We start from the raw sequence: 14,956 nt of genomic DNA on the forward strand, positions 1-14,956 counted from the left end.
GTGACCATGTCTGACGAACAGAAACTCCTCGACTACCTCAGGCGGGCCACCGCGGACCTCGGCGAGGCGCGCCGCGAACTGCGCGAGGCCGAGGACGCCCGGCACGAGCCCATCGCCATCGTGGCCACGAGCTGCCGCTATCCCGGCGGCGCCGACACCCCCGAGCGGCTGTGGGAACTGGTCGCCGAGGGCCGGGACGCCATCTCCGAGTGGCCCGCCGACCGCGGCTGGGACGCCTCCGTCCTCTACCACCCCGACCCGGACCATCCCGGCACCTCCTGCACCCGGCACGGCGGATTCCTGCACGACGCGGGGGAGTTCGACGCGGGCTTCTTCGGGATCTCGCCGCGCGAGGCGCTGGCCATGGACCCGCAGCAGCGCATGCTGCTGGAGGCGTCCTGGGAGGCGGTGGAGCGTGCGGGCATCGACCCGGCCGCCCTGCGCTCCAGCCCCACCGGCGTGTTCATCGGCGCCATGACCAACGACTACGGCGACGACTCCCGCGACCGGCCCGACGTCCAGGGACTCCTGCACGCCGGCACCGCCGGCAGCGTGATCTCCGGCCGCGTCTCCTACACCCTCGGTCTCGAGGGGCCCGCGGTGACGGTCGACACGGCCTGCTCGTCCTCGCTGGTCGCCCTGCACCTGGCGGTTCGGGCCCTCAGGTCCGGCGAGTGCACCCTCGCGCTCGCCGGCGGCGTCACCGTCATGCCGCACCCCGACCCCTTCGTCGCCTTCAGCCGGCAGCGCGCCCTGGCGCCCGACGGCCGCTGCAAGGCCTTCGCCGACGGAGCCGACGGCACCTCCTGGTCCGAGGGCCTGGGCGTGCTCGTGCTGGAGCGGCTGTCGGACGCGCGGGCGGGCGGGCGCCGGGTGCTGGCGGTGGTGCGCGGGACGGCGGTCAACCAGGACGGGGCGAGCAACGGGCTGACGGCGCCCAGCGGCCCGGCCCAGCAGCGCGTCATCCGGGCGGCGCTCGCGGACGCCCGGCTGTCGGCGGGCGACGTCGACGTCGTCGAGGCGCACGGCACCGGGACCCGCCTCGGCGACCCGATCGAGGCGCAGGCCCTGCTCGCCACCTATGGGAAGCGGCGTGAACGGCCTCTGTGGCTGGGGTCGTTGAAGTCCAACATCGGTCACTCCTCGGCGGCGGCCGGCGCGGGCGGCGTGATCAAGATGGTGGAGGCGCTGCGGCACGGGGTGCTTCCCAAGACCCTGCACGTGGACGCGCCGTCGACACAGGTCGACTGGTCGGCGGGCGCGGTGGAGCTGCTGACCGAGGCACGGGAATGGCCGGCCGACCCCGGCCGGCCCCGCCGCGCCGCCGTCTCCGGCTTCGGTGTCAGCGGCACCAACGCCCACGTGATCATCGAGGAGGCTCCCCGGGAGGCGGAGGCCGCGCCCGGCGCGCCGGACGCACCGCGCACCGTGGTGCCCTGGGTCGTCTCCGCCCGTACCGAAGAAGCGCTGACGGCCCAGGCCGAGCGCCTGCTGGAGATGCTGGACGACACCGTCGACACGGGGGCCGTCGCACGGGCCCTGGCGACCACCCGCTCGGCCTTCGAGCACCGTGCCGTCGTGGTCGCCGACTCGGCCGACGGCTTCCGGTCCGGGCTCACCGCCCTGGCCGGCGCGGGCGCCTTCGCCGGACTGGTGCGGGGCACGGTGCGCGCCTCGGGCCGGGTCGCCTTCGTCTTCCCCGGCCAGGGCGCCCAGTGGGCCGGCATGGCCCTCGAACTCCTGGCCGTCTCACCGGTGTTCGCCGAGCGGATGGCGGCCTGCGAGGCCGCCATCGCCCCGCACGTCGACTGGTCGCTGACCGAAGTCCTCGACTCCGAAAGCGAGTTGGAGCGCGTCGACGTCGTCCAGCCCGCCCTCTTCGCCGTCATGGTGTCCCTGGCCGAGCTGTGGCGCTCGCACGGCGTCGAGCCGGACGCCGTCCTCGGGCACAGCCAGGGCGAGATCGCCGCCGCCGTGGTGGCCGGGGCGCTCACGCTGGAGGACGGCGCCAAGGTCGTCGCCCTGCGCAGCCGCGCCCTCGTCGAGCTGGCCGGGCGCGGCGGCATGGCCGCGATACCGCTCCCGGCGGACGAGCTGACGGACCGTCTGGCCCGCTGGGAGGGCCGGCTGTCGGTCGCCGCCGTCAACGGCCCCGCCTCGGTGGTGGTGTCCGGCGACCCCGAGGCCGTCGACGGACTCGTCGCCGGCCTCCGGGCCGCCGGCGTCCGCGCCCGCCGGATCCCCGTCGACTACGCCTCCCACAGCGCCCACGTCGAGGAGATCCGCGAACGGCTCCTCGAGAGCCTGGCCGGGATCCGGCCCACCGCCGGGCGGATCCCCTTCTACTCCACCGTCGACCTGTGCTGGCAGGAGACCGGCGACCTGGACGCCGGCTACTGGTACCGCAACCTGCGCCGGCCCGTACGGCTGGAGGAGGCCACCCGCGCCCTGCTCGCCGAGGGCTTCCGGTTCTTCGTCGAGTCCAGCCCGCACCCCGTGCTCACCGTGGCGATCGACCAGACCGCCGAGGCCGCCGGGACGGACGCCGTCGCGGTCGGCACCCTGCGCCGCGACCAGGGCGGGACCGAGCGCTTCCTGCTCTCCCTGGCCGAGGCCCACACCGGCGGTCTCGCCCCCGACTGGAACACCCTCTTCGCCGGTCACCCGCGGCGGCCGGTGGGCCTGCCCACCTACGCCTTCCGGAGGGACCGCTACTGGCTGCAGCGCACCCCGGCCGACGCCGCGCGTGGCGTCGGCACGGCGGGGGACCCGCTGCAGGACGCCTTCTGGGAGAGCGTGCGGGCCCAGGACCTGACGGCGCTCGCCACCACCCTGGGCGTCGCCCCGCAGGCCCCGCTCTCCGCCGTCCTGCCCGCCCTGGCCGACTGGCGCACCCGGGGCGACGAGCAGGCCACCGTCGACTCCTGGCGCTACCGCGTCGAGTGGCGCCCGCTCGCCGACGCCCCGGCAGGCCGCCCGGCCGCCCTCGACGGCACCTGGCTCGTCGCCACCACGGAGGCCGTCGACGCGCACCCCTGTCTGAAGGCGCTGCGCGAGGCGGGCGCCGCCCCCGTGCCCGTGGTGCTCGGCGGCACCGGTACCCGGGCCGACCGCGCGGACCTCGCGGACCGGCTGCGCCGGGCCGTCGAGGAGGCGGGCCCGGTACAGGGCGTGCTGTCCCTGATCGTCCTGGACGAGCGGCCCTGCCCGGACCGCCCCCACCTCCCGCTCGGCACGGCGCTCACCCTGAGCCTGATCCAGGCCCTCGGCGACGCCGGCCTGGACGCCCCCCTGTGGTGCGCCACCCGGGGCGCTGTCGCCACCGGCCGCGGCGACGACGTCACCAGCGCGGCCCAGTACCTGGTGTGGGGCCTGGGCCGGGTGGCCGCGCTGGAGCACCCGCAGCGCTGGGGCGGACTCGTCGACCTCCCCGAGACGCTCGACGCACGCGGCGCGGCCCGCCTGTGCCACGCCCTGTCCGGCCGGTCCGGCGAGGACCAGATCGCACTGCGCGCCGGCGGCGCCTACGGACGGCGCCTGGTACGCAGCCGCACCACCGACCGCGCGGACCGCGACGGCTGGCGGGCCCGCGGCACCGTCCTGGTCACCGGCGGCACCGGCGGCGTCGGCGCGCACCTGGCCCGGTGGCTGGCCGATCGCGGTGCCGAGCACCTGGTGCTGGTCGGCCGCCGGGGCATCGAGGCCCCCGGCGCGGCCTCACTCGCGGACTCCCTCGGGGCCGACGGCGTCCGCGTCACGGTCGCCGCCTGCGACGTCGCCGACCGCGGCCGGCTGGCCGCCTTCGTACGGGAGGTCGAACAGGACGCCGGACCGATCACCACGGTCGTCCACGCGGCCGGGACCGGCCTGCTCGTCCCGCTCGCCGACACCGACCCCGAGGAGTTCGCCGAGACCCTGTACGCCAAGGTCGCCGGAGCTGCCCACCTCGACGCCCTCTTCGACCGCGACGGGCTCGACGCGTTCGTGCTGTTCTCCTCCATCTCCGGCGTCTGGGGCAGCGGCGACCACGGCGCGTACGCCTGCGCCAACGCCTACCTCGACGCGCTCGCCGAACAGCGCCGGGCCAGGGGACGCACGGCCACGTCCGTCGTCTGGGGCATCTGGGACCCCGAGGGCGGCGCGGGCATGGCCGCCAACCTGGTCGAGGAGCAACTGCGCGGCCGGGGAATCCCGTTCATGCGGCCCGCGACCGCGCTCACCGCGCTCGGACAGGTCCTCGCCGACGCCCCGGCCGTCGAACTGGTCACCGCCGTCGACTGGGACCGCTTCGCCCCGGTCTTCACCTCCGCCCGCCCCAGCCCTCTCATCGGCGACCTGCCCGACGTGCGCCGCGTCCTCGCCGAGGAGACCGCGCCCCGTTCCGACACCGCGAACGGCGCCTCCCCCCTGCGCGACCGGCTGACCCCGCTCGCCCCCGCCGAGCGCGACCGGCTGCTGACCGACCTCGTCCGTGAGCACGCCGCAGCCGTCCTCGGCCACGACACCGCCGACGCCGTCCAGCCGGACCGTGCCTTCCGCGAACTCGGCTTCGACTCCCTCACCGCCGTCGAGATGCGCAACCGGCTCAACACCGCCACCGGTCTGCGGCTGCCCGTCACCGTCCTGTTCGACTACGCGAGCTCCACCGCCCTCGCCCGCCACGTGCGCGAGGAGCTCCTCGGCCCCGACGCCCCGGCGGCAGCCCTCCCCGCCCATGTGGCCGCCGACCCCGACGACCCGATCGCCGTCGTCGCCATGGGCTGCCGCTACCCCGGTGACGTACGGACCCCCGAGGACCTGTGGCGGCTGGTCGAGGAGGGCCGCGACGCCGTCTCCGGGCCGCCCGCCGACCGCGGCTGGGACCTCGACCGGCTCTACGACACCGATCCGGACCGGGCCGGCACCACCTACAGCACCGACGGCGGATTCCTGCACGACGCGGGCCGCTTCGACCCCGCCTTCTTCGGCATCTCACCCCGCGAGGCCCTGGCCATGGACCCCCAGCAGCGACTCCTCCTGGAGATCGCCTGGGAGACCCTCGAACGCGCCCGCATCGACCCCGCCACCCTGCGCGGCACCCAGGTCGGCGTCTTCACCGGCGCCGCCTACCAGGGCTACGGCGGACAGGGCCCCGTCCCCGACGAGGTCGAGGGCCACCTCATCGCCGGCATCTCCACCAGCGTCCTGTCCGGCCGCATCGCCTACACGTTCGGCTGGGAGGGCCCGGCGGTCACCGTCGACACCGCCTGCTCCTCCTCCCTGGTCGCCCTCCACCTCGCCGCGCAGGCGCTCAGGTCCGGCGAGTGCACGCTGGCCCTCGCGGGCGGCGCCACCGTGCTGGGGACACCCCTGTCCTTCACCGGCTTCAGCCGCCAGCGCGGCCTCGCGGCCGACGGCCGCTGCAAGTCCTTCGGCGCCGGCGCGGACGGCTTCGGCATCGCCGAAGGAGCCGGACTGCTCCTCCTCGAACGCCTCTCGGACGCCCGCCGCAACGGGCATCCCGTCCTGGCCCTCGTCCGGGGCTCGGCCGTCAACCAGGACGGCGCGAGCAACGGCCTCACCGCCCCCAGCGGACTCGCCCAGCAGCGCGTCATCCGCAGCGCCCTCGCCTCGGCCGGACTGACCGGCGCCGAGGTCGACGCGGTGGAGGCGCACGGCACCGGCACCAGACTGGGCGACCCGATCGAGGCGCAGGCCCTGCTCGCCACCTACGGCAAGGGCCGGCCCGCCGGCCGGCCGCTGCTGCTCGGCTCCCTCAAGTCCAACATCGGCCACAGCCAGGCCGCCGCGGGCGTCGCCGGCATCATCAAGATGGTCCAGGCGATGCGCCACGGCGTCCTGCCCCGCACCCTGCACGCCGACGAGCCCACCCCGGACGTCGACTGGTCGTCCGGCGCCGTGGAACTCCTGACCCGGGCCAGGCCCTGGGAGACGGACGGACACCCGCGCCGCGCCGGGATCTCCTCCTTCGGCCTCAGCGGCACCAACGCGCACGTCATCGTCGAGCAGGCCGGGGAACCCGCCGGGCCCACCGGCCACCAGCCGCCCGCCGCGCTCGCCTGGACCCTGTCCGGCCGCACCGAACAGGCCCTGCGCGAACAGGCGGAGCACCTGCACGCCCACGTCACCCGGGAGCCGGCCCTGCACCCGGCCGACATCGGCCTCACCCTGGCGACCGGACGCTCCGCGTTCGAGCACCGGGCCGTCGTCGTCGGCACCGAACGCGACGGACTCCTCGACGGCCTGGCCGCGCTCGCCGCCGGTCAGGCGCACCCCGCCGTCGTCCGGGGCACCGCCACCGCCTCCGGCCGCACCGTGTTCGTCTTCCCCGGCCAGGGCTCCCAGTGGTCCGCCATGGCCACCGAACTCCTCGACTGCGCGCCCGTCTTCGCACAGAGCATCGCCGACTGCGAACGCGCCCTGGCCCCGTACGTCGACTGGTCCCTGACCGACGTCCTGTGCGAGGAGCCCGGCAGCCCGCCGCTGGACCGCGTGGACGTGGTCCAGCCGGTGCTGTTCTCCGTGATGGTGTCGCTGGCCGCGCTCTGGCGCTCGTACGGCGTGGAACCCGCCGCGGTCGTCGGACACAGCCAGGGCGAGATCGCCGCCGCCTGCGTCGCCGGGGCACTGACCCTTCAGGACGCGGCCAAGGTCGTGGCCCTGCGCAGCCGGGCGCTGATCCCGCTCGTCGGGCACGGCACGATGCTCTTCGCCGCCCGGGCGGTCGACGAACTGAGCGATCTCATCGGCGACTTCAGCGACCGCGTCGCCGTCGCCGCCGTCAACGCGCCCGCCTCCGTGACCCTCTCGGGCGAACCCCGGGCCCTGGAGGAGATCGGCGAGCGGCTGGCCGAGCAGGGCGTGCTCAGCTGGAGCATCCCGGGCGTCACCTTCGCGGGCCACTCGCCCCAGGTGGACGCCCTGCGCACCGAGATCCTCGACGCCCTCGCCGACATCGCCCCGCGCGCCACGGACATCGCCTTCTGCTCCACCGTCACCGGTGGCCCGCTGGACCCGCTGACCCTCGATGCCGGGTACTGGTACCGAAACCTTCGCGAGCCGGTCGAATTCCACCGGGCCGTCACCTCGCTGACCGCCGCCGGGTACGACACCTTCGTCGAGGCGAGCCCGCACCCCATGCTCACCGTCTGGCTCCAGCAGAGCGTGGACGACGCGGGCGGGACGGGCTGCGTCACCGGCACCCTGCAGACCGGCACCGGCGGACCCGACCGCTTCCTCGCCTCCCTCGCCGAACCGTACGTCCGGGGCCTCCCCGTCGACTGGCGGCCCGCCTTCGAGGACACCGGCGCCCGCCACGCCGACCTGCCCACCTACGCCTTCCAGCAGCAGCGCTACTGGCTCGACGCCACCGCCGGCCCGGCCGCCGCGCACACCGCGGCACCCGCCGACGCCTCCTTCTGGGACGCCGTCGAACGCCGGGACCTGCCCGCCCTCGCCGGCGCGCTGCGGCTGCCCGAGGCCGACGACGCGGCCCGCGCCGGCCTGACGTCGGTGCTGCCGGCACTGGCCGACTGGTGGCGCGCGCGCACCGACCGCACCACCATCGACGGCTGGCGACACCGCGTCGCCTGGAAGCCCCTATCCCTGGCGGCCGGCCCACCGGACCTCACCGGAACCTGGTGGGTCCTCGTCCCCGCCGCGGCCGCGGGCCGTCCCGTGACCGCGGGCGTCCTGCGGGCCCTGGCCCGGCACGGCGCCACCACCGTCACCGTGGAACTCACGGACGCCGGGACCGACCGCGCCGCGCTCGCCGACCGGCTGCGCGGCCTGCACGCGTCCGGCGCCCCCGACGGGCTGCTGTCCCTGACCGCCCTCGCCCAGGAGCCGTACGCCGACGGCGCGGCGCTGCCCGCCGGACTCGCCCTGACCACCGCCCTGCTCCAGGCACTCGGCGACGCCTCGATCACCGCGCCGCTGTGGTGCGCGACCAGCGGAGCGGTCTCCGTCGGCCGCTCCGACGCCCTCACCAGCCCGCTCCAGGCGACCGTCTGGGGCCTGGGCACCGTCGCCGCGGTGGAGTACCCCGAACGCTGGGGCGGCCTGATCGACCTGCCGGCCGAACCCGACGACCGCGCCGGAGCCCGCCTCGCCGCCGTCCTCGCCGGCGCCGCGAGCGCCGACGGCGCCGGCGAGGACCAGGTCGCCGTCCGCCCCTCCGGCGTCTTCGCCCGCAGGCTCGAACAGGCGCCCCCCGCCCCGGAGACGGACACGACTCCCTGGGCTCCGGCCGGCACCGTCCTCATCACCGGCGGCACCGGCGCCCTCGGCGCCCACGTCGCCCGCCGGCTCGCCTCCGACGGCGCCCGGCACCTGCTGCTCACCAGCCGGCGCGGCCCCGACGCGCCCGGCGCCGAGACCCTGGTCCGGGACCTCGCCGGCCTGGGCGCCGAGGTCCGCGTCGTGGCCTGCGACGCCGCCGACCGCGACGCCCTCGCCGCGCTGATCGCCGACATCCCGGCCGACCGCCCGCTCACCGCCGTCGTCCACACCGCAGGCGTCCTCGACGACGGCGTCCTCGACACCCTCACCCCCGAGCGGACGGCCACCGTCCTGCGGCCCAAGCTCGACGCCGCCCTCCACCTCGACGCGCTCACCCGGAACCTGGATCTCACCGCCTTCGTGCTGTTCTCCTCGCTCGCCGGCACCCTCGGCGGCACCGGACAGGGCAGCTACGCGGCCGCCAACGCCTTCCTCGACGCCCTGGCCGAGCAGCGGCGCGCCCAGGGCCTGCCCGCCACCTCCGTCGCCTGGGGCCTGTGGGCCGGGGACAGCGCGGCGAGCGCCGCCGGCGAGCGGCTCGTCCGCAACGGGCTGCCGCCCATGCCGCCCGAGCCGGCGCTCACCGCCCTCGGCCGGGCCGTGGCCGACGGCGAGCCCCGGCCGGTGCTGTGCGCCTTCGCCTGGGAACGGTTCCTGCCCGCCTACACCGCACTGCGCCCCAGCGCCCTGCTGCGCGACCTGCCCGCCGCCCGCGCCGCGGCCGTCGCCGCGCCGGCCGCGGACGCGAACCCCCTGGCCGGGCTTCCCGCGGGCGAGCGGCTCACCGCCCTCGAACGCGTCGTGCGCACCGAGGTGGCCGCCGTGCTCGGCTACCCGGACCCCGGCGCGATCGAGGCCGACCGTGTCTTCAAGGACCTGGGGTTCGACTCCCTGACCGCCGTCGACCTGCGCAACCGGCTCGCCGAGGCGACCGGCCTCAGGCTGTCGGTGACCCTGGTCTTCGACCATCCGACCGTCACGGCCCTCGTCGGGCACATCCGCTCCGAACTGTGGGGCGCGGAGCCCGCGCCGGACACCTCCGGCGTCCCCGCCGCGCTCCCCGCCGACGACGACCCCATCGCCGTCGTCGCCATGAGCTGCCGCTTCCCGGGCGGCGTCACCACCCCCGAGGACCTGTGGCGGCTGGTCTCCCTCGGCGACGACGCGATCTCCGCCTTCCCCACCGACCGGGGCTGGGACCTGGAGGAGCTCTACGACCCCGACCCCGACGCCGTCGGCCGCACCTACGTCCGCGAGGGCGGCTTCCTGTACGACGCCGACCGGTTCGACCCCGCGTTCTTCGGCATCTCGCCGCGCGAGGCCCTCGCCATCGACCCCCAGCAGCGTCTGCTGCTGGAGCTGGCCTGGGAGACCTTCGAACGGGCCGGCATCGACCCGACGTCCCTGAAGGGCAGCCGCTCCGGGGTCTACGTCGGCTCCAGCTACCGCGACTACGGCTCCCGGGTCCAGCAGCCCACCGAGGAGACCGAGGGCTATCTCGGCATCGGCAGCGCGGGCAGCGTCGCCTCCGGACGCGTCTCCTACACCCTCGGCCTGGAGGGGCCGGCGGTCACCGTCGACACCGCCTGCTCCTCCTCCCTGGTCGCGGTGCACCTCGCCGCCCAGGCGCTGCGCGGCGGCGAATGCTCCCTCGCCCTCGCGGGCGGCGTCACGGTGATGGCCAGACCCGACGCGTTCATCGAGTTCAGCAGGCAGCGCGGCCTCGCGGCCGACGGCCGCTGCAAGCCGTTCGCGGCCGCCGCCGACGGCACCGCGTGGGCCGAGGGCGCGGGCCTCGTCCTGCTGGAGCGGCTGTCGGACGCCCGCCGCAACGGGCACCCGGTCCTGGCCCTCGTCCGGGGCTCGGCCGTCAACCAGGACGGCGCGAGCAACGGCCTCACCGCCCCCAACGGACCCGCCCAGCAGCGGGTGATCCGGCAGGCGCTCGCCTCGGCCGGGCTCACCGGCGCCGAGGTCGACGCGGTGGAGGCGCACGGCACCGGCACCAGGCTGGGCGACCCGATCGAGGCGCAGGCCCTGCTCGCCACCTACGGCCAGGACCGGCCCGCCGGCCGGCCGCTGCTGCTCGGCTCCCTCAAGTCCAACATCGGCCACAGCCAGGCCGCCGCCGGCATCGCGGGCCTGCAGAAGATGGTCCTCGCCATGCGGCACGGCGTCCTGCCGCGCACCCTCCACGTCGACGCGCCGACCCCGTTCGTCGACTGGTCGGCGGGCGCGGTCTCCCTGCTGACCGAGGACACCCCCTGGCCGGACCACGGCCGTCCCCGCCGGGCCGCCGTCTCCTCGTTCGGCGTCAGCGGCACCAACGCCCACACCATCCTGGAGCACGTCCCCGCGCCCGCCGAGGAGACCGCGCCCGCCGGGGAGACCGCGCCCGCCGGGGAGACCGCGCCCGCCGGGGAGACCGCGCCCGCCGGGGAGACCGCGCCCGCCGGGGAGACCGGGGACGCCGGGCGGGACGGCGGCGCCGTCCCGCCCTGGCTGCTGTCGGCCCGCGGCCCCGGAGCGCTGCGCGCCCAGGCCGAGCGGCTCCTCGACCACCTCGACGCCCACCCCTGCCTCGCCGCGGCGGACGTCGCCCGCACCCTGGCCACCGCCCGCGGCGCGTTCGAACACCGGGCCGCGCTCGTGGGGGAGGACCGCACCGCGCTCACCCTCGCGCTGCGCGCCCTCGCCGACGGCACGGACGGACCCGGCGTCCTGCGCGGCACGGCCGTCACCGGGAAGACCGCGTTCCTGTTCTCCGGCCAGGGCAGCCAGCGGCCCGGCATGGCCGCCGGACTCCACGCCGCCCGGCCCGTGTTCGCCGACGCCTTCGACGAGATGTGCGCCGTGCTCGACCCGCTGCTCGAGAAGCCCCTGCGGGACGTCGTGTTCGCGCCGGCCGGATCCCCGGACGCCGCGCTGCTGGACCGCACGGAGTACACCCAGCCCGCCCTGTTCGCCGTGCACGTCGCCCTGTTCCGGCTGGCCGCCCACTGGGGCGTCGAGCCCGGCCTGCTGTTCGGTCACTCCATCGGCGAGATCTCGGCCGCGCACGTCGCGGGCGTCCTTTCGGCGGCCGACGCGGCCGCTCTGGTCGTGGCCCGGGGACGCCTGATGCAGGCCCTCCCCGAGGGCGGCGCCATGATCGCGCTCACCGCCTCCGAGGCGGACGTGCGACCGCTGCTCGCCGACCACGCAGGCCGGGCGTCCCTGGCCGCCGTCAACGGCCCCGCCTCCGTCGTCGTCTCCGGCGCCGAGGACGCCGTCACCGGCATCGCCGAGCACTGGCGGGCCCAGGGCGGCAGGGCGCGGCGCCTGACCGTGAGCCACGCCTTCCACTCCCCGCTGATGGACGACATGCTCGACGACTTCCGCCGGGTCGTGGAGACGCTCGACCTGCGGGCGCCCACCGTGCCGATCGTCTCCGACGTCACCGGCGTCCTGGCCACCGTCGAGCAGCTGACCTCGCCCGAGTACTGGGTACGGCACGTGCGGGAGACCGTCCGCTTCCACGACGGGGTGCGCACCCTGGACGCCGAGGGCGTCGTGACGTACCTCGAACTCGGCCCGGACGGATCGCTCAGCGCGCTGGGCCGCGACTGCCTCCCCGACCCGGCGGACCCGGCGGCGGCCGGCGCGCTGGTTCCCCTGCTGCGCAAGGACCGCCCGGACGACCACGCCGTCGCCACCGCGCTCGGCCACCTCAGCGTGCGGGGCGCCGCGGTGGACTGGACGGCCGTGTTCCGCGACACCGGCGCGCGCCGGGCCGACCTGCCCACGTACGCCTTCCAGCGCGAGCGCTACTGGCTGGAGGCCACCGCCCCGGCCGGCGGTGCGACCGCCCTCGGCCTGCGGCCCGCCGACCACCCGCTGCTGGGCGCGGCCGTCCCGCTCGCCGACTCGGACGGGTACCTGTTCACCAGCCGGATCTCGCTGCACACCCACCCCTGGCTGGGCGACCACCGGGTCTACGGCACCGTCCTCGTCCCCGCCACCGCCCTGCTCGAACTCGCCCTGCGGGCCGGCGACGAGGCCGGCTGCGACCAGGTGGACGAACTCGTCCTGGAGGCCCCGCTGGTGCTGCCCGAGCGGGGCGCGGTGACCCTCCAGATCACCGTCGGCGCGCCCGACGCCTCCGACGCCCGCCCGTTCTCGGTGCACTCCCGGCCGGCCGACGGCCCCTGGGTCCGGCACGCCGGCGGCCTGCTCGTCACCTCCTCCGCGGACGCCTCCGCCGCCGCCCTCGCCGAGCCCCTCACCGAGTGGCCGCCGCCGGACGCCGTCCCGGTCGCCCTGGACGGGCTCTACGAGCAGTCCGCCCAGGACGGCTTCGGCTACGGCCCCGCCTTCCAGGGGCTGCGGTCCGTGTGGCGGGCGGGCGACGACGTGTACGCCGAGGCGGAACTCCCCTCCGGCGCCCGGACCGACGCGGCCCGCTTCGGACTGCACCCCGCCCTGCTGGACAGCGCCCTGCACGCGCTCGCCTTCGGCGTCCTGGACGGCACCGACCAGGGCTGGCTGCCCTTCTCCTTCAACGCGGCGCGGCTGCACGCCACCGGCGCCACCGCGCTGCGCATCCGGCTGCGCCCCGCGGGCCGCGACGCGATGGCCGTCCAGGCCGCCGACCCCACCGGCCGCCCGGTCGCCGACATCGGCTCCCTGCTGCTGCGCCCGGTCGCCCCCGACGTGGTGGCCGCCGCCCGCACCGGCCACCACGACGACCTCTACCGGGTCGAGTGGCCGATCGCGCCGTCGCCGGTCACGCCGTCCGCCCCGGACGACGGCTGGGCGGTCGTCGCGCACGAGCCCGTCCACGGCATCGCCCGCACCGCCGCCGGCCCGGCCGGGCTCGCCCGCGAGGTCGCCGACGGGGCCGCACGGCCAGGCTTCGTGCTCGTGACCGCCCCCGCCCCGGCGGCAGGGGTGGCCGAGGCCGAGGCCCTTCGCCAGGTCACCGGGCGCACCCTCGCCCTGGTCCAGGAATGGCTCGCCTCGGAGGAGCTGACCGGCTCCGCCCTCGTCCTGCTCACCCGGCGCGCGGTCGTCACCGGCCCCGCGGACGGGGCGCCGGACCCCGTGCAGGCCGCCGTCTGGGGTCTGGTGCGCTCGGCCCAGACCGAGAACCCCGGCCGGTTCGTCCTCGTCGACCTCGACGGCTCCGAAGCCTCCGACACGGCACTGGTCGCCGCGGTCGCCACGGGCGAACCCCAGCTGGCGCTGCGCGACGGTCAGGTCCACCTGGCCCGGCTCGCGCACGTCCCCGACACGGGCGCCGCCGATTCCCCGGACCTCGGCCGGCCCGGCACGGTCCTGATCACCGGCGGCACCGGAGCGATCGGCGCCGTGATCGCCCGGCACCTCGCCACCGAGCACGGCGTACGGCGCCTGCTGCTGACCAGCCGACGCGGACCGGCGGCGGCGGGCGCCGCCGCACTGGTCGCCGACCTGGCGGAACGGGGAGCCGAGGCCGAGGTCGTGGCCTGCGACGCCGCCGACCGGGACGCGCTCGCGGCGCTGCTGGCCCGCATCCCCGGCGACCGGCCCCTGACGGCGGTCGTCCACGCGGCGGGCGTGATCGCGGACGGCGTCGTCGACGCGATGACCCAGGAGCAGCTCGACACCGTGCTGCGGCCCAAGGCGGACGCCGCCTGGAACCTGCACGAACTGACCGCGGACGCCGACCTGTCGGCCTTCGTGCTGTTCTCCTCCATCGCGGGCGTCTTCGGCGGCATGGGGCAGGGCAACTACGCCGCCGCCAACGCCTACCTGGACGCCCTCGCCCAGCACCGGCGCTCGCTCGGACTGCCCGCCGCCTCGCTGGCCTGGGGCCTGTGGGCCAACAAGGGCGGCATGAGCGGCGGCCTGGACGAGGCGGACTTCCGGCGCATCGCCCGCGGCGGCATCCTCGCCTTCCCGCCCGACGAGGGCGCCCGCCTGTTCGACGCGGCGCTCGCCACCGGGGAGCCCGCGCTGCTGCCGCTGCGCCTGGACACCGCGGCGCTCGCCGCCCAGTACGGTCCCGGCGGCGTACCTGCCCTGCTGAGCGGGCTGGTCCGCGCCCCCGCCCGCCGCACCGCCGCCGGCGGCGAGACGTCCGCGCCCGACACGGCCGACGCGCTGCGCCGCACCCTCGCCGGGCAGACCGCCGCCCAGCGGTCCCGGACCCTGCTCGACCTGGTGCGCACCCACGCCGCCACCGTCCTCGGGCACTCCGGCCCCGGCTCCGTGGACGCCGAACGGGGCCTGCTGGACCTGGGCTTCGACTCCCTCACCGCCGTCGAACTGCGCAACCGGCTCGGCGCGGCCTGCGGGCTGCGGCTGCCCGCCACCCTGCTCTTCGACCACCCCACCTCGGCGGCCATCGCCGCCCACCTGGCCGGCGAACTCCTCCCCGAGACCTCCGAGGCCGTCGCGGGCACCGCGGGACTGGCCGAACTGGGTCTGCTGGAGGCGGCGCTCGCCGACGCGGAGCCGGGCCCCGAACTGCTCGCCCGGCTCCAGAGCCTGCTCACCGCCGTGCGCCCGGCAGCGGGGGAGACCGCCGAGGACCGCCTCGAAGCGGCCACCGACGACGACCTCTTCGACTTCATCGACAACGAGCTGGGCACGTCGTGACCGGCCGACCCGCATCCGCGACCCCGCGACCCCCCGCCCCCTGCGCGAAGGACGG

1 protein-coding gene is annotated in these 14,956 nt (G+C 76.8%); it reads left to right on the forward strand.

The features are described 5' to 3' along the window. Positions 1-6: 6 nt before the first annotated feature. Complete coding sequence (locus tag IE239_RS07340; protein WP_190148443.1) at positions 7-14,901, forward strand: type I polyketide synthase; 14,895 nt, start codon at positions 7-9, stop codon at positions 14,899-14,901. The last annotated feature ends 55 nt before the right edge of the window (positions 14,902-14,956 follow it).

The sequence above is a fragment of the Streptomyces humidus genome, from assembly GCF_014649655.1.
GTDB lineage: Bacteria > Actinomycetota > Actinomycetes > Streptomycetales > Streptomycetaceae > Streptomyces > Streptomyces humidus.

Excerpts from the sequence above, each read along its gene's own strand:
- IE239_RS07340 (WP_190148443.1), top strand. The coding sequence starts at position 7 with ATGTCTGACGAACAGAAACTCCTCGACTACCTCAGGCGGGCCACCGCG.